Source organism: Arthrobacter sp. MPF02, assembly GCF_046605375.1.
Lineage (GTDB): Bacteria > Actinomycetota > Actinomycetes > Actinomycetales > Micrococcaceae > Arthrobacter.
Genome location: NZ_CP176772.1, coordinates 218,549 through 239,829, shown reverse-complemented (window position 1 = coordinate 239,829; position 21,281 = coordinate 218,549). Strand labels below are relative to the sequence as shown.

Genomic DNA, 21,281 nt, shown 5'->3' with positions numbered 1-21,281 from the left:
CGAGTACAAAACGCAATTAACGGGATCCCTGCCCTGCTGCTCTTGTGGGGGGCGGGGAGCAGAAGCAAACATTGGTTATGGCGGACCTGCAGCATGCAGCCAGGGCGTTGCTGCAACAGCAAGACGTGGCGCTGATCGACCTATGGATCCTTTACTGGAACCATGGCGGACGCTGTCACCCATTCGAGTTTGACGCCTACATCCACAACGTCCTGGTCGCCACCTGGTTTGATACGGACGCTCTGGCAGTCGCGCTTGGTGAAATAGCGCTCGTAACCGCCGGTTAGCCGGAATCGCCGCGGAAAAATAACTGCCGTAAAGGCTCCGGCATCGGGTTCTGGAAAAGCAGGTGCCCGCGGGTCGGCCTCCTGGTGGAGGACGGCCCGCGGGCACCTTCGCGTTGCAACAAGTCCGGCAGGGACAGGTGTCCGCCCGTCGCCGCGGGTTAGCGGCTGGCAGTTCCTGCTGTGCGGGTGTTACGCGAAAGCAGGATGGCCAGAGCAATCATGCCGACACCGAGGACGAAGTGGAGCCAGTTGTCCGCGGTGTTGACCGGGACGAAGTTTGCGGCAGTGTCCTGGCCGATGAGCAGGCCGTAGAGCCACAGGATGAGGTAGATGACGCCGCCGTAGAGGAGGTAGTTCCGGGCCTGCCCGTTGGTGCGGGACATCAGGATCCCCGCGACGCCGAACAGCAGATGGACGATGTTGTGGAGGATCGAGACCTGGAAGATGCCCAGAAGCAGCGCCTCGGAACCGTGCCCGGCGAACGAGAGTGCTTCATAGTTGCTGGTGATGCCGGGGATGAAGCCGAGGACGCCCACCAGCAGGAAAACGGCGCCTACCGCCTGTGCTGCCTTCTGAAGGGTTGTCTTGGGGCCGGTGGTGCGGTTTGTTGTTGCCATCGAATGTGCTCCTTTTTGTGTTGCGGGGTGGTCAGTTTGTGCTGGGTGAGGGGCGCCGGCGCAGCCATCGCTCGTCAAGCCGTCCGGCGATGCTGGCGAGGCGGTGAGCGGCCCACTGGTGCGGGCCCGGTCCGGATGCTTTCATGTGGCGGGGGCCGCCGGCAGGAGATTGCTGGTGCGGGTCCGTGCGCCGCCCCGCCTGTTTGCGGGACGACGGCGAAACCTTTTCCTTGCCGCTCACGTGTTTTGGACGTTGGTTTTGGCGTCGGTGGCGCGGTCTTTGACGTCGCTGGCTGCGCTTTGGCCTTCGGCTTTGACGTTTTGGGCGGCGTCGGTGGCGGTGGCTTTGACGTTTTCGACGGCTTCCTGGGCGGGTTCCTTGAGGTCCTGGACGACGTCCTTGGCTGCCTCGGTGACTTTGCCGGCCAGGGGCTGGGCTGCGGTCTTGACCTGGTTGGCCGCTTCGCGTTCCTTCTGGCTCGGCGGGATCAGGGAGGAGACGAGCAGCCCGGCACCGAAGGCGATGAGTCCGGCGGCCAGGGGGTTGCCCTGGGCTTTGGCTTTGACCTGGTCCGGTGCCTGGGAGAGGGTGGTGCCGGCGTAGGAGAGTTTGGCTGCGACGTTGTCTTTGGCCTCGTGGAGGGTTTCGCCGGTGGAGTGCAGGGCGTTGGTGGTGTGTCCGGCGCCGGTGGAGGCGGTGTCGTGGACTTTGGTGGTGGCGGTGTCTGCTGCTCCCATGACTTTCTCCTTCACGCCGGTGACGGCGTCTTTGAGTTTGTCGGTTTGGCGGTGGACGATGTTGGACGGGGTGACCTTGTCCGCGACCGCGTCCACGTTGGTGCCCAGGCGTGCGCGGGTGGCTTCAATGTCTTGGCGGATTGCGTCGGGGTTCTCGCTCATCGGTTTACCTCACCTGGTTTTAGGGTTGGGGGGATTTCGGAGAGTGTTTCGCCGGTCTGGGGCATGCCCTTGATCTGTTTGAGTTCCTTGCGCCCCGTGGAGGCCAGGACCGCGGCGATAATGGCCCAGATCACGGCCACGATGACCGCGGCCCAGCCCAGCGGCATCAGCGCGCCGAGGGCGAACATCAGGGCCAGGGACAGGAACAGCAGGACGAAGTGCCCGGCCACGCCGGCGCCGGCGAGCATGCCGCCGGCTTTGCCGGCCCGGGTGGCGGACTGCTTGGCTTCGGCCTTGGCCAGCTCCACTTCCTGGCGCATCAGGGTGGACAGGTCCCGGGTCACCTCACCGAGCAAATCACCAAGCGACGTGTTATCTGCCTTCTGATGCGCCTCGCCCGGCGGCACCTCGGGAATCTGGCTACTCATCACAACCTCCCGGACTGGCCGTCGAACGGATCGTCGTAATCCTTCAAGGGCACTCCGCCCGACTCCGTACCTGAGTACCCGGGACGGCCGGGCTCCCCATAAATCGTTTCGCCGTAGGCAGCGGGAGCGGTCACAGGCCCACCGGGGGACGGCTTATCCCCACCGGCTGCAACATGGCGGCCGGCAGCCTGGTACTGGTAGGAAGTGCCGGGGCCGGTCGCAGAGGTGCTTTCCGGGGCGCCTGCGGTGAGGCCGCGGGTGAGGCGGCCGGCCAGGACACCGGCGCCGGCGGCGAGGAGCAGGAAGGTTCCCGGCCTGTTGCGGGCGAACCTCTGGACCTCGCCGAGCAGGTCGCCCGGCTGCTTGTTTTCAAGCCAGGACGCCACGGATTCGCTGCGCTGGGCAGCCTGCCGGATGAGGTCGCTGGCAAAGCCCTGCTGGTCCGGTGCTTCGGCCATGCTCTGCAGCTGGCTGGAAATGGTCCGGATGCCGTCGGCGGCCTTCTGCTGCTGGGTTCCGGCCTGGCTGCTCAGGCCCTGCCTGGCCTGGTGCAGCAGGTCCTGGGCGCTGTTCTTCGCCTCGGCCGCCACATTGGCCGCTTCACTCCTGGCCGTCTGGGCCACGCCCTGCGCTGCCGACGCTGCCTCACTGGCAACGCTCGACGCCTCCTCCTTGGCCGTCTCCTTCCTGGATCCGGAAGCAGACGCAGCAGGCGCTGTTCCGATCGTGTCGATGCCCGGGTCCCGTGGTGCGGGCATGGAATCGCTGGTCCACTGATTTTCAGTCATCAGTACTCCCCTTCCACTACACATCTGCTGATAAACGCCTTCTCTTCGACGCAATAGTAAGCATGTTTACCATCAGATAGTAAGCACCCTTTGTAAATCGTCACCGCAGGTCAGCGGTAATGGCGGTAGCACGTGTGGTGTTTGCGCCGTACCCTGAAGAGGCGGACGGACTGCGCCTTGCGCCGGGCATTTGCCAGATTCAGCGAGTCCGGCGGCTGCGCGCGGACAGTGTTAGGGGTTGTAGCTGATGAAGACCTTGGGTGTAGTCCTCGTTGTCATCGCGGTTGTGTTTCTCGTGGTGGGTCTGGCGGTGCAGGCACTGGGCTTCCTTGTTGGTGCGGCCCCGGTACTGTTTCTTGTTGCGGTTGTCCTGCTGCTTATGGACAGGTTCCGGGGCCGGCGTATCCCCCGCTAGAACTCGTCACGCGGGACCTCCTCCGGACGCAACTTTGCATTGAACTTCAGCGTGCCGCCGCGGTCCGGGAAGACTAATGTTCTTAGTACTTCCTGGTTAGGTCAACAACGAGGTGATGGGCGATGAGTAGTTCCTTGCCGCAGGCGTATGAGTTGGCCACGCTGACCTCCCGGCTGACTGGCGGCCTCCTGACTGCGGAAGATGCCTCCGAAGCGGTGCAGTCCCTGGCATATGTTCTGAGGGATTCAATTCCGGAGTCGGCAGGGGCCGGGGCTTCAATCATCAACTCACATGGGCGCAGCGAAAGCGCCGGTGCCACCGACATGGTGGTGCTTCGGGCGGACGATTCTCCCGTTCCCCTGGCGTTTGATGACTACTCGGTGTTTGTGATCGAGCGGATGAATCTGAGCTCCCAGGAAGCCGTGGACGTCCTGCTGAGCGCCTCCCGCGGGGAGAGCGCACCATTGCATCTGCATGAGATAGCACGGAACATTCTGCACAGCGCCACCGGCGGGTAGTGGTGCCGGCGAAACGAAGCGTCGGCTCCGTTGCACGCCGCCCTGTGTACATGTTCAACTGCCCGCAGTGGCTTCGCAGTGACGGCACGTGAAGGACTGTGCCGTGGAAGAAGAGGATGGGTTCCGAGATCAGGCATAGCGTGTCCCCAGTGAAACCTGCCTCCACCATTTCTGTGGACAGGATCGACGAAGTTGCTGTGGCTTTGGGGCGCCGGCGACAGATAGCGGCGTTTGTCCTCGCGGTGGGGTTGCCTCCGGCCCTGCAGTTCGTGCTGAAGTTTCTGCCAGATGATCAATTGTCGACGGACATGCTCGTCCATCTGACCGGCATCGTGGGGGCGGCGCTGCTCGGCGGGCTTTGGCCCGCGGTGGCTGCATCGTCCCCCGCTACCTGCCCTCCTACGGCATGGCGCCCGACTGGTCCCGCGCCGTCCGCCCAGTCGTCCTCGTCTACACCGCCATCAGCATCGCCATCACCATCGGCTTCAACGCCGACGTCAACGCCCAAGCGGGGGCCTACGCCACGGGTATCCTGGCGATGATGGCCTCGGGTGCCGTGGCGGTCACCATCTCGGCCATCCGCAAAAGACAACGGGCGGCATCCGTCGGATTCACAGTCCTCACCGTGGTGATGCTCTACGCCCTGGCTGCCAATGTCACCGAGAAACCTGACGGCATCACCATCTCCGCGTTTCTCATCCTCGGTATCCTGGTCATCTCGCTTGCCTCCCGTGTCACCCGCACCACTGAACTGCGAGTGGAGCGGATCGAATTCGACGGCGCTGCCAGGCAATTCATCACCGACCCGTCCGAATTCAGCGAAGTCCTGCGAGTCCGCGGCGTGGACGTGGCCGGGCACCGGGTCCTGCGGGCACAAAGCCCCGCCGCTCCCAACGCCATCGCCGCAATCCTGCTGGCCTTGCGCGACTGCACCGGCGTCCGCCCGCATGCCTACTTCGAATGGTCAGAAGGCAACCCCATCGCACACCTGATGCGCTACCTGTTTCTCGGGCGCGGGACACCGCTCCCGTCGTCCGCGAGATTATCCGCGAAAATGAAGCGGACCCGGAAAAACGCCCCAGCATCCACGTCGGATGACTGGACGCAACAACGTGCGAGTAAGGTTGTGGGAAGTCCGCCGGGTTCCCCAATCTGCGGACTTCCTTTGCGTCAGGGCCTCTGGCGGTAGCTTGTTCTCAGAAGCAGCTGGTCAGCGACCGGCGGGAAGGGGCTGACGCCATGACAATGGTTGATAACGCCGTCTACGTTGACGGGCGCCGGACGGACAATCCAAGGAACCTGGACGAGACGTTCGAGGTGATGCGCGAGCGCGGCGGGATGGCTTGGATCGGGCTCTACCGCCCGGAACCGGCCGAGATCCAGTCCGTAGCCGCGGAATTCGGCCTTCATGAACTCGCCGTCGAAGACGCCCTGCACGGGCACCAGCGGGCAAAACTGGAACGCTACGGCGATACCCTTTTCACTGTCCTGCGGCCTGCCCGGTACCTCGATGATGTTGAGAAAGTGGAGTTCGGCGAACTGCATGTGTTCGTCGGTCCCGATTTCGCCGTGACCATCCGCCATGCCGAATCACCAAACCTGGCCCGGGTTCGGCAACGCCTGGAAACGGCTCCCGAACTGCTGACCCTGGGACCGCAGGCCGTCCTCTATGCGATCCTCGACGAAGTCGTGGACCAGTACCAACCGGTGGTGGCTGGCCTGGAGAATGACGTTGATGAGATCGAGGACGAACTGTTCGGTTCCAGCCCCGACGTCACGCGAAGAATTTACGAACTCTCCCGGGAAGTCATCGAGTTTCAGCGCGCCACCCACCCGCTGCGTGGGATGCTCGAAAACCTCCTGCGCGGGTCGGAGAAATACGCCCTGGACCTGGAACTGCAGAATCGGCTCCGGGACGTCCATGACCACGTCCTGCGTATCGTCGAGCGCGTGGACGGGTTCCGCGCCCTGCTGCAGAACGCTTTGATGGTGAATGCGGCACTGGTCGGGCAGCAGCAGAACGAGGAGATGCGCCACCTGTCCGAGTCAAGCCTCGCCCAGAACGAGGAAGTTAAAAAGATTTCATCCTGGGCTGCCATCCTCTTCGCCCCCACCCTCGTCGGCACGGTCTACGGTATGAACTTCAACTACATGCCCGAATTGGACTGGATATTCGGCTACCCCTTCGCACTGGCTCTCATGGTTGTGATGGGCATCGTCCTCTACCTGAGCTTCAGATGGCGCAAGTGGCTGTAAAGCAACTGCCCTCGGAAATTGGGTAGGCAGACCTGCTGACAGCGGCATCAGCAACACATGGTGGAGATGCAGGACTCACTGTCTGTGCCGACTTTGGACATCTAACGTCGGACCCAACCGTATTGATGCGGATATGATCGCGGAGAGTATCGGATCGGGCCGGGGGTTTTAATGACAGGTGCAGCAGGACGACTGGCTTTCAGTAATGACACTAGCCGTGATCTTGAACTGCTGAAGTACGGACTCGACCCGTCCCTTGACTCGCCGTTGCTGCCCAACGCGGCAGTAATGTCTGGTCTGCAGAACCTTGTCCGGCTCGCTACGCAGCTCTGTGACGCCCCGTTTGGCGTCGTCAACATTATCAGCGCCGGGCACCAGCACCAGATCGGGGCCTGGGGCGTGGACCCCGGAGTGTGCTCCCGCGAAGACTCGATGTGCGCCAGAGTTTTCCTGAGCAGGGAAAAGACGGTTGTTCCGGACGCTTCCCGGGATCCCCGATTTGCCGACAACCCTTTCGTCACCGGCGACATAGGCAATGTCCGTTTCTACGCCTCGGTGCCGCTGGAAACAGAATCCGGCTTCGTACCGGGCACACTCTGTGTCTTTTCCGAAGCTGCCCAGGAGCTAACCCCGGGGCAGGTGGAGATGCTGGAGGTCCTCGCCAAACAGGTCGTGGAGCTGTTGGAGCTGCAACACCGGACTGTCCAACTGGACCGGGCATACGCGGAGCTGGAGGAAAGCAACTCCCGGCTCGCAGGGTTCGCTGGCCGTGTCAGCCACGACCTGCGAACTCCATTGACCACAATGCTTGGTTATTTGGAAATGCTGCAGGACGACCCCAACATCCAGGCGGTCCCCGGGGCCATCGAGGACCTGAACAGCATCGGCGCTTCCGGCCGCCGCATGCTTGGGATGCTGGACGACGTCCTGAGCTACTCCCGCGTTGGCGGCTGCGTCAACCCGGAGTTCGTCTCTGTCCGGGCAGCGGTCGATGAAGTGATGTGGGATCTCGGCATCGCCGGCCAGAACATGGTGGAAGTGCAGGACCTCTCGGTTTACGCCGACCGCGGACAACTACGGATCCTGCTGCAGAACCTGCTCTCCAACGCGATGAACTACCGCAGTCCCCACCGGGACCTTCAGATCCGTATCACCGGAACCTCCAACTACCACGGCTCAACTCTTCGTGTCGCCGACAACGGCAAGGGCATCGCACAGGAAGACCGGGCAAAAGTCCTCGAACCACTGGTGCGGCTCCACCGCGACGGCGACGGCCCCGGAACAGGCTTGGGTTTGGCCACCTGCAGCGCAATCGCCAAAGCCCACGGCGGAGACCTAACGCTTTCAGAAACATCAGGAGGCGGAACCACCATCGCAGTCAGCTTCCCAACCGCCTAGCCAGTCATGTTCGAAGAAAAGCATCAACGCGGCTACCGATCAGGACGAAGTCCATTCCGATGTGCAGGAATCCCAGGACAGCTGTTTCGAAGCCAACCTTTGTTCCGGAACATGGTCAAGGCATAGGGTCTTTGTTTGTCGGGTGTCGGGTGGGCTCGCGGGTGCCAAGGTAATGCAGAATCGCCCGGGCCGTTTCCAGAGGAGCACTGACGTGGGGGCAGTGCCCGGTGGCCTGAAGCTGGACCAGGGTGCTGTGTTCCAAATTCTCGTGTAGATAAGCGCCCACTTCCGGCGGGGCAAGCCGGTCATCGGAACACTGCAAAATCAGGCAGTTGGTGTGCACCTTTTTCAGTTCAGGGCGGGTGTCGGAAAAGAAAGTTACCTCGGCGAAGTGCCGTGCGATGGACGGATCTGTCCGGCAGAAGCTGGCACGCAGGTCCTCCGCTAATTCTGGTTCCTGCGGGTTGCCCATAACCATGGGCGCCACTGCCGCGGCCCAGGCAAAATAGTTACTGTCCAGAGATGCCAGCAGACCCTCGATGTCTTCCCGCGAAAACCCGCCCACGTAGCCGTCGTACGGGTCATCCGTATGACGGGGCGAAGGAGCAAGCAGGACAAGATCGGAGAAGCGGTTGGGCTCCTGCACTGCGGCGATCACGGCAATCATTGTGCTGACACTGTGGCCCACCAGGATGACGTCCTCAAGTTCAAGGGCGGCGCAAATCTCCAGCAGGTCCGACGCGTACCCATTCAGGGACGCATACTTCTCCCAATCATAGGAGCTGATGTCGGAGTGCCCTGCACCAACATGATCAAAAAGCACCAGCCGGTAATCATCAACAAAATAGGGCAGCAGCTTCCGCCACATGGCCTGATCGCAGCCAAAACCGTGGGCAAACATCAAAACAGGCCCATCATCCCGGCCAAGTATGGTGACATTGTTCCGGCGGCCAATCACGGCAGCAACTGCTTCAATCACGTTCTCACTGACCCTCGCGTCGGATGGCGTCCTGTCCCAGACTATCCACAGGAATTAGAGAATCCTAGGCATCCTCACACTATGACCTTCACCGCGACGTCGATCCAGCGCCTTGCATGCAACGCGGCCTACGCGACCCTCACGACAGGGACCATGATCGCGATGGGCTCGTCTCCCTTCCCGTATTGAGCCAGCGCTTGCGGATCGCCTGTGAAATCAGCACCCCCCGCTAGATCGTTCTGTAAACCTAGCTGCCGGCGTCTCACTGGCGAGGTGAGCAGTCGCGCGCTTCCTACTACCGTGCTCCGACTATTGCGCCCGATGGTGTTCGTTCCGGAGATGACGTTGCCACATCGCGGAAGGAGTCGCCTTGATGGGTACGCAACGGGCGCCTTCTTCTTCCGCGTTTCGCATGCGGATGGAGCTCACGCCGCTGAGATCACCCAGCTTCTCTTACTCCCCCATAAATTTGAAGCGCTTAGGCGATGCCGTCATTGGGGTTCTGCCAGCCTTCACGCTTTTTCAGCAGTTCAATGTCTTCTTCCTCCAGTTGCCCGGGGTCAATTTCGGCGGTGCAGTACTTGCACTTGATGGCGTCGATAGCCACGAATTCCTTGCAGTAGGGGCATTCCTGTTGGCCCTGGGCACGGAAGTTGCCCATGCCAAAGCGCTTGAGGAGCTTGACGAGCCCGAACAGCACCAGGCCAAGCAGCAGAAATTGGATCAGCACGGTAATGAAACTGCCGTATCTAATTTCGGCGTCGTTCACTGTGAAGCTCATCTGAGTGAAGTCCGGCGCCCCGAAGATCGCCGCAACGAACTGCAACAAGATGTCATTGGCGAGGCTATCCACGAGTGCAGCGAACGCCGTACCGATAATGAAGCCCAGGGCAAGATCAAACATGTTGCCGCCCATGGCAAAGGCTTTGAATTCTTTCCACATACCCGACATGGCACGATGTTAAGCCGCAGGAGGCCCGGATCCGGGCGCCACAAGCTGGGGGGAAGGTGAAACTCCCTGCACTGGCCGTTGCAGTGCATCTAAAGCACACCGCAGCCGGACGCCGTCCGCCAGCTTGACGGAATCGCCGTTATCGGCGTTTCGGTTTGATCCACGCCTGAAAGCCAGGTGGTTGCCTGTTGCGCTGAGGTGGCGGGATCTGATCCGGGCTATCCGGCACCTGTAGCCTCTACCCTCGAGCGAGAGTTCTTCCTGATGGCGCCGGTCAGGCTGGCTTGAGGCCGGTGCTGTGCCGCACGATCAGTTCAGAGGGGAAGTCGATCTTCTTCGCGGGTGCGGTGGGGTTTTTAAGCCGCTCGAGCAGCAGTTGAACGCCGGCGCGGGCCATTTCTCGGCTCGGTTGCCGGACCGTGGTGAGGTTGAAGGAACTCCAGGCCGCCATGTCTACGTCGTCGTATCCGATAATCCAGTGTTCGCCGCTGTCACGGTGGGTGCGGCGCAGCGCGTCCAGGGCTCCGAAGGCCATAAAGTCGTTGGCGCAGAAAACTGCCTGGGGAGTGTCGGCGCGGGCCAGGAGGCGTTCCATTATTTGAGCGCTGAGGCCGTGGTCAAAGTCGCCGCGGAAGCGGAAGTGTTCAGGGACCGGGTGACCGAGATCGGCCATCCTTGTCAGGAAACCGCGCCCCCGGTCGCGGGAGGTGCTGGCATTTTCGCTGCCTCCGATGAAGGCCGAACGGGTCATGCCGTGCCCAACCAGGTAATCGGCGACGGCGGCGCCGCCACCGACGTTGTCACTGACGACGCGGTCACATTCAAGTCCTTCAATGAGCCGGTTGATCAGGACGATGGGCCGGGCCTTTTCAATCGCCGCCTGCAGCTCCACAGAGTCCTCGGTGGCGGTCGTGAATATTACGCCATCCACGGTGTGCTCGCTGATGGCCCTGAGGGCATCCACATGGCTCCCGCCCCCGGCGTTCCAGATGACGACCCGCATGCCCGCTTTGTCCAGCTCGCGGGTGAGCTCATCGAGCACCTCCGCGTAGTAGGGGTTGCCCAGGTCAGCAACCACAACACCTATGGTGTTCGTTCGCTGCGTTTTCATTGCCTGGGCTCCGGCGTGGGGGACGTACCCAAGCTCGTCCATCGCGGCCCTGACCTTGGCCTTGGTGGATGGTGAGAGCTTGGAGGATGAGGTCATGACGCGCGAAACGGTGGCCTGTGATACTCCGGCCAACTTTGCTACATCGCGACTTGTCACCACGGTCCATCTCCAATCAGTCCCCGCACGGCAGTGAGCCGGAGCGGCTATAGGACCAATCCTAGCTGCGCGGCCCGCCCGACACGACAGCCTAGCCACTCCAGGTGTATACGTACACACCATTGTCGCTTCAAGGTTGTGCGCCTGTTATGGGTACGTATACACTGGATGTTATCCAAGACACACCAACCCTCCGGGGAAGGCAGTCCGACTTCCAATGACGAAAGAAACGAGTTGTTATGACCATCGACATCGCGTCTACGTCCTCTGCAGTGCCGTCCAGGATGCTGAAGACCGCTTCCGGAAATGCAGGCGGGCGTGGAAGCACGCCGGAGGTGCGTGCAACGGTTGAGGCTGTTATCGATGACATCCGGACCCGTGGCGACAAGGCAGTTCGGGAGTACTCCGAGAAGTTCGACAAGTACGCCCCCGAGTCCTTCCTGCTCGGCGCGGATCAGCTCGAAGAGATCATCTCGCGGGTTCCGCAGCAGGTTATCGACGACATCAAATTCGTTCAGGAGCAGGTCCGCACCGTAGCGCAGAAGCAGCTCGAGTCCCTGAGTGATTTTGAAATCGAAACCCTTCCCGGCGTTCACCTGGGTCAGAAGAACGTGCCGATCCAGGCCGTGGGAGCCTACATCCCCGGTGGCAAGTACCCGCTCCTGGCCAGCGCGCACATGACGATCGTGACCGCGAAGGTGGCAGGTGTGAAGCGCGTGGCAGCCTGCACTCCGCTGATCAAGGGCGAGGTCCCGGACGCCACTGTCGCAGCCATGCATCTCGCCGGCGCGGACGAGATCTACCTGCTGGGCGGAATTCAGGCGGTCGCCGCCATGGCTGTGGGCACGGAGACCATCAAGCCCGTGAATATGCTGGCCGGCCCCGGCAACGCCTTCGTCGCCGAGGCAAAGCGTCAGCTCTTCGGGGAAGTGGGCATCGATTTGTTCGCCGGACCCACCGAGGTCCTGATCGTAGCCGACGGGCAGGCCGACCCCTTCATCGTCGCCGTGGACCTGCTCTCGCAGGCTGAGCACGGACCAGATTCACCTGCCGTGCTGATCACCACTAGCGAGGAACTTGGACAGAAAGTCATCGAGCATATCGACCAGATCCTTGTCGACATGCCTACCGCTGACTATGCCGGTGCCGCCTGGCGGGACTGGGGTGCGGTCCACGTTGTGGAAAGCCTGGACGACGCCTACATCCTCGCTGATGAATATGCATACGAGCACGTGCAAATCCTGACCGAAAACCCGCGTGAGGCACTTGAGAAGATGCACGACTACGGCGCTCTGTTCCTTGGCGAAGGGACCTGCGTGTCCTACGGGGATAAGGTCATCGGCACAAACCATGTACTTCCCACCCGTGGCGCCGCCCGCTACACCGGTGGCCTCTGGGTCGGCAAGTACCTGCGCACCGTCACTTACCAGGAAGTCACCAACACGGAGTCCAGCGCATTCTTCGGTGAACTGTGCGGCCGCGCCTCACGCGTGGAGCGCTTCGAAGGCCACGCCCGCTCCGGCGATGTGCGCGCCGCGAAGTACCGCGGAACTTCCCTGTCCTGGTCCGACCACACCTTCAACGACTAAAACCGGCAGATAGCCGCTGGGGGCGGGCCAGCGCCGGCCCGCCCCGCCCTCACCCCGGAGCGTACAGCCGATGCTCAGGACAACGTCCGTCCTTGAAGATACGAGCAGGCACCTAGAAATCCGGACCCCGCGCGGGGCGTACGAGCATCCGCTCGAACGTGTCCGCCCATGTCTTCTCCCTCTTTCCGCCCGAACGGAGCATTCCAATGGCAACCACAGCCTCGCTCACCCCGGACCAGGTCCGGCGGCGAACCCTCTTCTCCGGGACCATCGGCGCCATCGTCGAATGGTACGAATATACTGTCTACGCCACCGCCGCGGCACTGGTCTTCGGCACCTTGTTCTTTCCCGCCCTGGACCCCGGCGTTTCCCAGATCGCAGCTCTTGCCACCTTCGGCGTCGGCTTCGTCGCCCGCCCGCTGGGCGCATTCGTCTCAGGCCACCTGGGCGACCGTATAGGCCGCAAATCCACGCTGATCCTGACCTTCGCCATCATGAGCGTCTCCACCGCCCTGATCGGTCTGCTCCCTACCTACGAAACCATCGGCTTCTGGGCCCCCGTCATGCTCTGCATCCTGCGTCTTGCACAAGGGTTCGCCGTCGGCGGCGAGTGGGGCGGCGCCGCCATCATCGCAGTGGAGAATGCACCCAAAGGACGCCGCGGCTTCTACGGCTCCTTCCCCCAGATCGGCGTCTCCAGCGGACTCCTACTCGGCACAGCCGCCGTGGCACTCTCCGGCGCCATATCCGGTGACGCCTTCACAAGCTGGGGCTGGCGCCTGCCCTTCCTGATGAGCATCGTCCTCGCCGCCGTCGGCCTTTACATCCGCCTGAACGCCGCTGAAAGCCCGGAATTCCTGGCCGAAAAAGCCCGGCAGGAAAAGGAAAACCAGCACCGGAAAGCTCCCATCCCGGAACTGCTGGCCAACCACCGCAAGCCCCTGCTCATCGCCATCTTCGGCCGTTTCGCCGAAGCCGGCAACTATTACCTCTTCACGGTTTTCGTCCTCTCCTACGTCACCAGCACCCTCAAGGTTCCCCAGCACTACGGACTCACAGCAGTCATGGTCGGGTCGGCCCTGAACATCGCGATGATCCCGGTCTTCGGACACGTATCCGACAGGATCGGACGCAAGAAGACATTCCTCCTCGGCGGCGCAGCCATCATCCTCACCGCCTGGCCCATCTTCGCCCTGGTGCAGACCGGACAAATGTGGGCCATCGTCCTGGGCGTTGCGTTGTTCCTCGCTCTGGGACATGCCATGGTCTACGCTCCCCTGCCGGCCCTCTACTGCGAACTCTTCCCCACAACCGTCCGGTACTCCGGAATATCCGTGGGCTACCAGATGGCCTCCATCCTGCTGGCCGGCTTCATGCCCGCCCTGGCCGGCGCCCTCGTGCTGTGGAGCGGAGGAACCTGGCCCGTCATCCTGATCGTCATCGCCTCGACGGTCATCGCCATGACCTCCATCTCGTTCGCCAAGGAAACCAAAGATCTCGACCTTGCCACCATCGGGAGAAAGGAAACCCCTGCCAGTTCCAAGGTCTAGACACGAAGTAGAACAGATCGAGCGGGCGGACATCCAGTCCGCCCGCTCGATCTGCCCGTCATGACAATGGCGGGTCAGCAGATGACGTCACCAACGAAGTGCACCCAAGACAAATCCGCCGCCCGCCCCATGCATACCCCTGTGAGGACCGACACCGATGCCCGAACTTCTCCTGGCCGGTAAGAAAGCGCTCGTCACAGGTGCCGGAGGCGGACTGGGCCGGGCTATCGCTGATGGCCTGGCCCAGTGCGGTGCCACCGTGTATGGAACCAGCCGCAACGCCGCCACGCGTTCGAAAATCCAGCAGCGGTACGGCACGCCGGCGTTCGCTTTAGACCTATCAGACGATTCCGGTGTCGAGTGTTTCGTGGACAACCTGCTGGAAACCGCCGAAAGCATCGACCTGCTCGTCAACAACGCCGGCATCAACATCCCCAAACCCGCACTCGATTTAACCGGGGAGGACTGGGATGACGTCTTCACCGCCAACCTCAAAGGTCCCTTCCTGCTGACAACCGCCCTGGCCCGGCGCTGGATCAACAAAGGCATAGCGGCTGCCGTCGTCAACATCGCCTCGCAAGCAGGAATCGTCGCGATTGAAGAGCGGGCCGCCTATGGCACCAGCAAGGCAGGGCTAATCCATCTGACAAAAGTCCTGGCCCTCGAATGGGCACCCAAAGGAATTCGCGTCAACGCCGTCGCCCCAACATTCGTCCGAACCGAACTGACCGCATCGACACTCAGCAGGCCCGAGTGGGCAGCCGAACTGCTCTCGCGAATTCCGATCGGCCGCTTTGGCGAGCCCGAAGAAATTGCCGACGCAGTCGCATTCCTGCTTAGCGATGCGGCGAAAATGATCACCGGGCACACTCTCGCCATCGACGGTGGATACACCATCCGGTGACAACCAACTCCAAGCCCGGGGAACGACCTGAAACAGCCTCTCGTAGCGGCAACCGCCCGTCGAAGCTTAGGACTCGGCCAGCTACCCAGCAACGGTGGAGCAGCACCGCCTAGGGCAGGTGCACGCCGCAGTTTGCTAGTTTCCCCCCAATAGCCCCATTCAGCGTCGGCTGGGCCGACATGACCGAAAGGACGACCGTGACGTCTGGAAATGATTTCGCCACACAGACGGCAGGACAGCAGACGAGGATTATCCGGGGCGCGGTCCTTGAAGTCACAGGTGCCGACCGGCCCTACGCCAGCACACGGCCCATCCATGTCGGCGAGCTGGAACTCCAAGGTCCAGGACCCGGCGAAATCCTCGTGCGCATCGAAGCCGCCGGAATATGCCACTCCGATCTGTCAGTCGTCAATGGCAATCGACCACGGCCAGTTCCGATGCTGCTCGGACACGAAGCCGCCGGCATCGTCGAAGAAACAGGCGGTGGAGTCGACGACATCACCCCCGGACAGCGCGTGGTCATGACCTTCCTCCCCCGCTGCGGCAACTGCGAAGGATGCCGCTCCAACGGCAAAACACCCTGCGAAACCGGAACAGCCTCAAACACCGAAGGCACGCTACTCGGCGGCACGCGCAGGCTTTCGCGGCACGGGCACCCGATCCAACACCATCTCGGAGTCTCCGCTTTCGCCACGCACGCCGTCGTCTCGCGCCGCTCCATTGTTCCCGTAGGCCCCGACGTACCGGCCCACGTTGCCGCACTGCTTGGCTGTGCCCTGCTCACCGGCGGCGGAGCCATCCTCAACGTCGCCAAACCCGGGCCTTTAACGCGCGTAGCAATCCTAGGACTGGGTGGCGTCGGCATGGCAGCGTTGATCACAGCCAAAGCAGTCGGAGTCGAGTACATCGTGGGCATCGACACCATGCCAGCGAAACTCGACACGGCACGAGCACTCGGCGCCACAGACGCCATGACCTCAGAAACAGCACTGGAAAGCGGCACAAAGTTCGACGCAGTCATCGAAGCCGCAGGACATCCACGCGCACTGGAAACCGCCATCAAGCTAACCAAGCCCGGCGGCGTCACCGTAACCGTCGGACTGCCCGCCCCCGGACAACAGGTCTCCATCGACCCCCTTGCCCTAACAGCCGAAGCCCGTTCAATCATCGGCAGCTACCTCGGCTCAGCCGTACCCGCCCACGACATCCCGATCTACGAACAACTGTGGCGCTCCGGACAACTGGCCGTGGAAGGCCTCGTATCAGACACCATCCCCTTGGAAGACATCAACCAGGCCATGGACACCCTCGAGGATAGCCAGTCTCTCCGGCAGATAATCAAATTCCCCTGACCCAAACCACCCCTGGAAAACACACGCCAACTCATAAACGCTTACGGAATATCCGAAATCGGAACAACAGGCCCTGCCGTCGGCAGAAGCGATAGTCATCGCGCTTAACTTGGACCACGAATAAGCGACATCGACGAATTGTGCAGACAGTGTCTGCGCAATTCAGCATCTCGCGTGCCCGAGCCATCGCGCCTGAAGCAGTCTCGGTGGATCCCGCAACACTGCGCGCACAGCGTCCGAAGGCCTGAGTAAAACGTCCGGCTGAAGTCTAAGACCCGCTCACCGCTGAGTGTCGAAATGCCAATTCCGGCTCTATTCTGACGGTCCCGCGGCGCCTCCGCTCAGGTAGATAGACGGGAACGATGAATCCGGGCTCCCCATTGCCCCAGCAATGCCACAACAACTATCAGGGCTCCGGAAACGATCAAAGCAGGGCCGGCTCCGGCGCCGGCAAGCAGCGCGCCAAGAGCCGCCCCAAGAAGAAGCACAACAATCGCAGCACTTCTCCTGTTCAGCAATCCCTTGTGCCCTGTTACGAGGAAAAGCTCACCCGACAACGCGGTTAAGGTGGAGGTGACGACCACGGTTGTCATTTCCCGGACCGCGAGCTTTCGGGCTACACATGCCTGAATTCCCATAGCAGCTGCCGCCAATGAAGAGATGATCACTCGGACGTCGGTGGTGAGGTTATTATCGACCAGGAAGGCTAGGGCCCCGACGGAGCAAAGAAGGAGTCCTGCGACAAGCAGCAGCACCGTGATTGGCAGGCGCCATTCCGCAGATCGTTTTCTCAGTACCAGCCCGGTCACCGCGGCGCCGATTGAGAAACACACCATCGCTGTCAGAGGACCTAGCACTGGAAGGCCATCTGCTCCCGCCATGGCCATGCCCAGTATCACCACGTTCCCCGTCATGTTTCCGATGAAGACGTGGTCAAGGGCGAGATAACCGACTGCGTCGACGATCCCAGTCCCAAAGGTCAGGACCATTAGGAGCCCAAGCAACTGCACATTCCAGCGCTTCTCGGCCAGGACCTGTGCTTCGTCTGCTTGATTACCAAGTCCGGCAGTGGGTGCGGCAGATGAGGTATGTGAGGAGGTGGTCATTTTTTATTTCCTGGATGATTCTGAAGGGCTGCAGTTGGCGGGAGGTGCGACCGTAGTTGATTGTCCAAAAAACTCTGGACAGTTACGCCGTTATATCGCTTTCGGTGGGAGCTTCTCGAGGGCGAACCGAAGCGTCGCCTGCGTGTAGAACAGGGTTGGATCCGAGCCATTCAGGAAGTCGATGGACGCTCCGATGTTGACGAGGACGACGGCGGGAGTTGTGTCCCGCCGTCGTGAGCCGTTCGGCTTGCTGCCTGGCATTTTTGGCGCGGCGCTCAGCCTTCAAGCTTGGAATGCTCGCCCAGACGGTGCCATGAACGGTTGTGGTAGACCAGAGCGTCGCCGGGTTCGCCCGCTTGGACGTCACGCATCACGCGGGACTGTAGGGCGTGAACGGCGATGATTGTGGAGGTCCCCACCTCCATGCGATTGACGACGGCGCAGCGCACCCAGGCGCGGACATCGTCATACACCGCTTCGCCGGTTGCAAGGGCCGACCAGCGGTGCGTCTGGTCAAAGCGGTCGGCGCCGGGGGTCGCTCCGAACTTCGCCAAGTGGACGTCGTGCGCGTCCAGCAGGTGCACGACGACGGTTTCGGCCCGCGAAAGCACCTCGGACGCAGAAGACAATGCCGAGACCGAAAAAATCAACATCGGAGGTTCCGCGCTCACTGACACGACCGACGATACCGTCAGTGCCACCGGTCCTTCTCCGGCATCCGCCGTGATGACGGCGACACCTCCTGGATGGCCACGGAACAGTGCTTTGAATTCGTCGGCCGAGAGGGAGGATGGGAAGCTTTGCTTCGGAGCCTCGAGCCAAGTGTCTGCGGGGTAGGCGTGAAACATCGTTATGATGCGCCGGGTGCGGAGCCGGCGAGTTCCTCGCGAACTATATCTGTCCCTGCGCTGAGAGCACTCAGCTTGGCCAGTGCGACGCCCCGGGGGAACGGTGCCATGCCGCAGTTGGAGCTGGGAATGAGCTTGTCCGCATCGACGAACTGCAGGGCCTTGCGGAGGGTGTCGGCGACCTCCTCCGGCGTCTCGATGGTCTCGCTGGCGACGTCGATTGCCCCGAGCATGACTTTCTTGCCGCGGAGGAGCTCAATGAGGTCCATGGGCACGTGGGAGTTCTGGCATTCAAGCGAGATGATATCGATGCTGGAGCTCTGCAGGAGCGGGAACGATTCCTCGTACTGCCGCCACTGTGAGCCGAGCGTCGCCTTCCAGTCAGTATTCGCCTTGATCCCGTAGCCGTAGCAGATATGCACGGCGGTCTCCACACGCAGTCCTTCTGCCGCTCTCTCGAGCGCGGCCACGCCCCAGTCCTTTACCTCATCGAGGAAGACATTGAACGCGGGCTCGTCGAACTGGATGATGTCCACACCGGCCGCCTCGAGTTCTTTTGCCTCCTGGTTGAGGATCGTGGCGAACTCCCAGGCCAGCTTCTCGCGGCTCTTGTAGTGGTCATCATAAAGCGTGTCCACCATCGTCATTGGACCGGGAAGAGTCCATTTAATCGGCTTGTCGGTGGTTGCGCGGAGGAACTTTGCGTCTTCGACGAATACCGGCCGCTCGCGGCGCACCGGTCCGACGACGGTCGGTACGCTCGCGTCGTAGCGGTCGCGGATGCGCACGGTCTTGCGCTGTTCAAAGTCGACGCCGCTGAGATGCTCGATGAAGGTCGTGACGAAATGCTGGCGGGTTTGCTCGCCGTCGCTGACGATGTCGATGCCGCGTCGGCTCTGCTCGTGGATGGCAATGCGCAGCGCATCCTGCTTGCCCTCGAGCAGCGCATCTCCCTCCAGCTTCCACGGGGACCAAAGAGTCTCCGGCTGTGCGAGCCACGATGGTTTCGGCAGGCTTCCGACAACGGTGGTGGGCAAAAGTGTGTTCATGATTGACGATTCTCCGTGGGTCAGTTGACGAGAGCGGGGTAGTTGGCGGTCCACTGGTCCAACAGATCCTTATGGGGCGTGATGAAGTGCTCCTCCGTGTACTTCGCCTGCGTGATCGCGAGCTGACTGCGCTCGACGCGGTCGTAAGCGATCTGGGTCCGCGAGTAATCCTGCTCTCCCAGGCTCGGCTGGTAGACGGGGCCGGCGGCGGAGTTCGCGTTGTAAATCTCCGGGCGGTAAATCTTCTGGAACGTCTCCATGGTGCTGATCGTGCCGATGAGCTGCAGGTTGGAGTAGTCGTTGAGCAGGTCGCCGCGGAAATAGAAGGCGAGCGGCGCAACGCTGCCGCGTGGCATGAAGTAGCGAACCTGCAGTCCCATCTTCGCGAAGTACGCGTCCGTCAGCGAGAACTCGTCCTGCTGGTACTCGACGCCCAGAACCGGGTGACGGTTCCCCGTTCGCCGGTACGTCTTGCTCGTGGAGACGCTGATGCACACCACTGGCGGCTGCGGGAAGCGTTCCTGGCATTCCGGGGAATCAAGGAAGTGCTGGAACAGTTTGCCGTGAAGCTCGCCGAAGTCCTCGGGAACGGTGGGCTTGCCTGAGTCCCCTGCTGCCGCCGGCAATACGATGCTGAAGTCGAAGTCACGGACGTAGGAGGAGAAGTTGTTCCCCACGATCCCTTGGTGCCGGACCCCGTTCAGCAGGTCGACGATCTGGATGTCGAGAACCTCGAACAGCGGGAACTGCTGATCCGTGCCTTCCGCAGTGAACTGTATCTGCACGGAAACGATCTCAAGCTCGAGCGTGTAACGGTCCCGGTCCGGGTTGTCCCAGCCTGCGAGATCGTTGAAGCGGCGCCGCATCATGGTCAAGGCGTTGCGGAGGTTCTCCTGGCGGTGCTCGCCCCGTGCCAGGTTGGCGAAATTCGTCGTGATCCGGGAGCCTTCCGACGGGGAGTAGTCCTCGTCGAAGCGGGTCGTGGTGATGCTGAAGGTGAAGTCGTCTGCCATGCGCTGCCAATCCATTGATGATGGGCCGGAGACGGCCTTTCAGAAGGGGACGTATCCATGTTGCAGCCTTCCGGGGATATCGAGTAACTAGGGGTTTCTATGCACTCATATAGAATTTTCCTATGCGACAGCTTTCGAGCGGACTGACCCTGCAGCAGCTCCGCTACTTCATAGAAGTTGCAGCTGAGGGGTCGATCTCCGCGGCTGCCGATCTTCTCTACGTAGCGCAGCCGACAATGTCCGCAGCGATGAAGGACCTTGAGGCCCGGGTGGGCCGTGCGCTCCTGGTTCGCTCCGCCCGCGGGGTCACCCTCACCGCCGACGGGGCAGAGTTCCTCGGCTATGCGAGGCAGGTCGTCGAGCAGTTCGCTCTCCTCGAGCAGCGCTACCTTGGCAGGCCACCGACGCGACGACTGCTCGGGGTGTCAACGCAGCACTACTCGTTCGCGGTGGACGCCTTCGTCCGGATGGTCAAGGCCACTGAGGTGGCCGAATACGAGTTCTCGCTGCGTGAGTCCCGCACCTGGGACATCATCGAGGATGTCCGGACGCTCCGCAGCGAGATAGGCATCCTCTACCGGAACGATTTCAACCGGAAGATCATCGACAAGCTACTCCGGGAATCCGGGCTCGCGTTCACTCCGCTTTTCCTCGCCGAACCGCACATTTTCATTTCACGGAACAACCCGCTCGCCTCAAAAGAGCGTGCGACTCTCGCCGATCTCGCCGGCTTGCCGCGGCTAACCTTCGATCAAGGTGCGAACAACTCTTTTTACTTCGCCGAGGAGATTCTCTCCACCTTGTCCAGTAAGCAGGAGATCCGGGTCTCTGACCGTGCGACGATCTTCAACCTCATGATCGGGCTCCACGGCTACACGATCTCGACGGGCATCATCAGCGGGCAGCTCGACCCGGAGATCGTCGCCATCCCGCTCGACGTTGACGAACGCATCGAGATCGGCTGGATCGGCCACGCCGCGATTCCGCTTACCGACCAAGCGCAGCGCTACCTCAGGGAATTGCGGGCCGTCGTCGCTGAGTTCGGCGTAGCGCTACTAGACTGAC

The 21,281-nt window shown here is 61.8% G+C and carries 23 protein-coding genes; 11 read left to right on the top strand and 12 right to left on the bottom strand.

The genetic code is table 11. The features are described 5' to 3' along the window. Positions 1–77: 77 nt before the first annotated feature. Positions 78–287, top strand: coding sequence for a hypothetical protein (locus ACLH0K_RS01105; protein WP_411375041.1), 210 nt, complete (start codon positions 78–80; stop codon positions 285–287). 158 nt (positions 288–445) lie between these two features. Here ACLH0K_RS01105 and ACLH0K_RS01100 read toward each other — a convergent pair whose 3' ends face one another. Genes ACLH0K_RS01100 through ACLH0K_RS01080 form a run of 5 tightly spaced genes read right to left on the bottom strand, consistent with a single transcriptional unit; the run spans position 446 to position 3,020 of the window. Then, positions 446–904 (bottom strand): DUF4383 domain-containing protein, encoded by a 459-nt coding sequence (locus ACLH0K_RS01100; protein WP_411375040.1) that lies wholly within the window; start codon positions 902–904, stop codon positions 446–448. Positions 905–935: 31 nt separating this feature from the next. Beyond that, positions 936–1,145, bottom strand: coding sequence for a hypothetical protein (locus ACLH0K_RS01095; RefSeq protein WP_411375039.1), 210 nt, complete (start codon positions 1,143–1,145; stop codon positions 936–938). After that, complete coding sequence (locus tag ACLH0K_RS01090) at positions 1,142–1,804, bottom strand: DUF3618 domain-containing protein (protein ID WP_411375038.1); 663 nt, start codon at positions 1,802–1,804, stop codon at positions 1,142–1,144. Before ACLH0K_RS01090 ends, ACLH0K_RS01095 begins: the two co-directional genes overlap by 4 nt. Beyond that, positions 1,801–2,232 (bottom strand): phage holin family protein, encoded by a 432-nt coding sequence (locus ACLH0K_RS01085; protein WP_411375037.1) that lies wholly within the window; start codon positions 2,230–2,232, stop codon positions 1,801–1,803. Before ACLH0K_RS01085 ends, ACLH0K_RS01090 begins: the two co-directional genes overlap by 4 nt. After that, on the bottom strand, positions 2,232–3,020 hold the full coding sequence (locus ACLH0K_RS01080; protein WP_411375036.1) for a hypothetical protein: 789 nt from the start codon (positions 3,018–3,020) through the stop codon (positions 2,232–2,234). The genes ACLH0K_RS01085 and ACLH0K_RS01080 overlap by 1 nt, the downstream gene beginning before the upstream one ends. Before the next feature lie 247 nt (positions 3,021–3,267). Between ACLH0K_RS01080 and ACLH0K_RS01075 the strand changes: the two genes are divergently transcribed. The 5 genes from ACLH0K_RS01075 (at position 3,268) to ACLH0K_RS01055 (ending at position 7,607) form a co-directional block, all read left to right on the top strand. Next, positions 3,268–3,435, top strand: coding sequence for a hypothetical protein (locus ACLH0K_RS01075; RefSeq protein WP_411375035.1), 168 nt, complete (start codon positions 3,268–3,270; stop codon positions 3,433–3,435). A gap of 122 nt (positions 3,436–3,557) precedes the next feature. Beyond that, positions 3,558–3,953, top strand: a complete 396-nt coding sequence (locus ACLH0K_RS01070) for a hypothetical protein (protein WP_411375034.1) — start codon at positions 3,558–3,560, stop codon at positions 3,951–3,953. A 358-nt stretch (positions 3,954–4,311) separates the two neighbouring features. Beyond that, complete coding sequence (locus tag ACLH0K_RS01065) at positions 4,312–5,142, top strand: hypothetical protein (RefSeq protein WP_411375033.1); 831 nt, start codon at positions 4,312–4,314, stop codon at positions 5,140–5,142. A gap of 50 nt (positions 5,143–5,192) precedes the next feature. Beyond that, positions 5,193–6,209: a magnesium and cobalt transport protein CorA gene (locus ACLH0K_RS01060; protein WP_411375032.1), complete on the top strand. Its 1,017-nt coding sequence runs from the start codon at positions 5,193–5,195 to the stop codon at positions 6,207–6,209. Positions 6,210–6,380: 171 nt separating this feature from the next. Next, positions 6,381–7,607, top strand: coding sequence for an ATP-binding protein (locus ACLH0K_RS01055; protein ID WP_411375031.1), 1,227 nt, complete (start codon positions 6,381–6,383; stop codon positions 7,605–7,607). Between the two features lie 115 nt (positions 7,608–7,722). On the opposite strand, the gene ACLH0K_RS01050 is transcribed toward ACLH0K_RS01055, so the two are convergent. The 3 genes from ACLH0K_RS01050 to ACLH0K_RS01040 all read right to left on the bottom strand — a co-directional run bounded on the left by ACLH0K_RS01050 (position 7,723) and on the right by ACLH0K_RS01040 (position 10,745). Beyond that, complete coding sequence (locus tag ACLH0K_RS01050) at positions 7,723–8,586, bottom strand: alpha/beta fold hydrolase (RefSeq protein WP_411375030.1); 864 nt, start codon at positions 8,584–8,586, stop codon at positions 7,723–7,725. A 478-nt stretch (positions 8,587–9,064) separates the two neighbouring features. Continuing rightward, positions 9,065–9,529 (bottom strand): large conductance mechanosensitive channel protein MscL, encoded by a 465-nt coding sequence (gene mscL / locus ACLH0K_RS01045; protein ID WP_411375029.1) that lies wholly within the window; start codon positions 9,527–9,529, stop codon positions 9,065–9,067. A gap of 283 nt (positions 9,530–9,812) precedes the next feature. After that, the gene (locus tag ACLH0K_RS01040) at positions 9,813–10,745 is read right to left on the bottom strand and encodes a LacI family DNA-binding transcriptional regulator (RefSeq protein ID WP_411375028.1); all 933 of its coding nucleotides are present in this window, start codon (positions 10,743–10,745) and stop codon (positions 9,813–9,815) included. Between the two features lie 299 nt (positions 10,746–11,044). Here ACLH0K_RS01040 and hisD point away from each other — a divergent pair, with 299 nt between their 5' ends. From hisD to ACLH0K_RS01020, 4 genes are all read left to right on the top strand, one after another. Next, entirely contained in the window at positions 11,045–12,394 is a 1,350-nt protein-coding gene (gene hisD, locus ACLH0K_RS01035) for a histidinol dehydrogenase (protein WP_411375027.1), read from the top strand. Between the two features lie 206 nt (positions 12,395–12,600). Beyond that, positions 12,601–13,944: an MFS transporter gene (locus tag ACLH0K_RS01030; protein WP_411375026.1), complete on the top strand. Its 1,344-nt coding sequence runs from the start codon at positions 12,601–12,603 to the stop codon at positions 13,942–13,944. A 157-nt stretch (positions 13,945–14,101) separates the two neighbouring features. Continuing rightward, entirely contained in the window at positions 14,102–14,848 is a 747-nt protein-coding gene (locus tag ACLH0K_RS01025; protein WP_411375025.1) for an SDR family NAD(P)-dependent oxidoreductase, read from the top strand. A 197-nt stretch (positions 14,849–15,045) separates the two neighbouring features. After that, positions 15,046–16,200, top strand: a complete 1,155-nt coding sequence (locus ACLH0K_RS01020) for an alcohol dehydrogenase catalytic domain-containing protein (RefSeq protein ID WP_411375024.1) — start codon at positions 15,046–15,048, stop codon at positions 16,198–16,200. 341 nt (positions 16,201–16,541) lie between these two features. On the opposite strand, the gene ACLH0K_RS01015 is transcribed toward ACLH0K_RS01020, so the two are convergent. From ACLH0K_RS01015 to ACLH0K_RS01000, 4 genes are all read right to left on the bottom strand, one after another. Continuing rightward, the gene (locus ACLH0K_RS01015; protein ID WP_411375023.1) at positions 16,542–17,306 is read right to left on the bottom strand and encodes a YoaK family protein; all 765 of its coding nucleotides are present in this window, start codon (positions 17,304–17,306) and stop codon (positions 16,542–16,544) included. 275 nt (positions 17,307–17,581) lie between these two features. Next, a complete protein-coding gene (locus ACLH0K_RS01010) occupies positions 17,582–18,154 on the bottom strand; it encodes a flavin reductase family protein (protein WP_411375022.1) in 573 nt (190 codons plus the stop codon). Between the two features lie 2 nt (positions 18,155–18,156). Further along, positions 18,157–19,203 (bottom strand): methionine synthase, encoded by a 1,047-nt coding sequence (locus tag ACLH0K_RS01005; RefSeq protein WP_411375021.1) that lies wholly within the window; start codon positions 19,201–19,203, stop codon positions 18,157–18,159. Between the two features lie 20 nt (positions 19,204–19,223). Continuing rightward, entirely contained in the window at positions 19,224–20,216 is a 993-nt protein-coding gene (locus ACLH0K_RS01000) for a DUF1852 domain-containing protein (RefSeq protein WP_411375020.1), read from the bottom strand. A gap of 122 nt (positions 20,217–20,338) precedes the next feature. Here ACLH0K_RS01000 and ACLH0K_RS00995 point away from each other — a divergent pair, with 122 nt between their 5' ends. Further along, positions 20,339–21,280, top strand: coding sequence for a LysR family transcriptional regulator (locus tag ACLH0K_RS00995; RefSeq protein ID WP_411375019.1), 942 nt, complete (start codon positions 20,339–20,341; stop codon positions 21,278–21,280). Position 21,281 lies beyond the last annotated feature (1 nt).

Excerpts from the sequence above, each read along its gene's own strand:
- ACLH0K_RS01105 (WP_411375041.1), top strand. The coding sequence starts at position 78 with ATGGCGGACCTGCAGCATGCAGCCAGGGCGTTGCTGCAACAGCAAGAC.
- ACLH0K_RS01100 (WP_411375040.1), bottom strand. The coding sequence starts at position 904 with ATGGCAACAACAAACCGCACCACCGGCCCCAAGACAACCCTTCAGAAG.
- ACLH0K_RS01090 (WP_411375038.1), bottom strand. The coding sequence starts at position 1,804 with ATGAGCGAGAACCCCGACGCAATCCGCCAAGACATTGAAGCCACCCGC.
- ACLH0K_RS01085 (WP_411375037.1), bottom strand. The coding sequence starts at position 2,232 with ATGAGTAGCCAGATTCCCGAGGTGCCGCCGGGCGAGGCGCATCAGAAG.
- ACLH0K_RS01080 (WP_411375036.1), bottom strand. The coding sequence starts at position 3,020 with ATGACTGAAAATCAGTGGACCAGCGATTCCATGCCCGCACCACGGGAC.
- ACLH0K_RS01075 (WP_411375035.1), top strand. The coding sequence starts at position 3,268 with ATGAAGACCTTGGGTGTAGTCCTCGTTGTCATCGCGGTTGTGTTTCTC.
- ACLH0K_RS01070 (WP_411375034.1), top strand. The coding sequence starts at position 3,558 with ATGAGTAGTTCCTTGCCGCAGGCGTATGAGTTGGCCACGCTGACCTCC.
- ACLH0K_RS01060 (WP_411375032.1), top strand. The coding sequence starts at position 5,193 with ATGACAATGGTTGATAACGCCGTCTACGTTGACGGGCGCCGGACGGAC.
- ACLH0K_RS01055 (WP_411375031.1), top strand. The coding sequence starts at position 6,381 with ATGACAGGTGCAGCAGGACGACTGGCTTTCAGTAATGACACTAGCCGT.
- mscL (WP_411375029.1), bottom strand. The coding sequence starts at position 9,529 with ATGTGGAAAGAATTCAAAGCCTTTGCCATGGGCGGCAACATGTTTGAT.
- ACLH0K_RS01040 (WP_411375028.1), bottom strand. The coding sequence starts at position 10,745 with ATGACCTCATCCTCCAAGCTCTCACCATCCACCAAGGCCAAGGTCAGG.
- hisD (WP_411375027.1), top strand. The coding sequence starts at position 11,045 with ATGACCATCGACATCGCGTCTACGTCCTCTGCAGTGCCGTCCAGGATG.
- ACLH0K_RS01030 (WP_411375026.1), top strand. The coding sequence starts at position 12,601 with ATGGCAACCACAGCCTCGCTCACCCCGGACCAGGTCCGGCGGCGAACC.
- ACLH0K_RS01025 (WP_411375025.1), top strand. The coding sequence starts at position 14,102 with ATGCCCGAACTTCTCCTGGCCGGTAAGAAAGCGCTCGTCACAGGTGCC.
- ACLH0K_RS01015 (WP_411375023.1), bottom strand. The coding sequence starts at position 17,306 with ATGACCACCTCCTCACATACCTCATCTGCCGCACCCACTGCCGGACTT.
- ACLH0K_RS01010 (WP_411375022.1), bottom strand. The coding sequence starts at position 18,154 with ATGTTTCACGCCTACCCCGCAGACACTTGGCTCGAGGCTCCGAAGCAA.
- ACLH0K_RS01005 (WP_411375021.1), bottom strand. The coding sequence starts at position 19,203 with ATGAACACACTTTTGCCCACCACCGTTGTCGGAAGCCTGCCGAAACCA.
- ACLH0K_RS01000 (WP_411375020.1), bottom strand. The coding sequence starts at position 20,216 with ATGGCAGACGACTTCACCTTCAGCATCACCACGACCCGCTTCGACGAG.
- ACLH0K_RS00995 (WP_411375019.1), top strand. The coding sequence starts at position 20,339 with ATGCGACAGCTTTCGAGCGGACTGACCCTGCAGCAGCTCCGCTACTTC.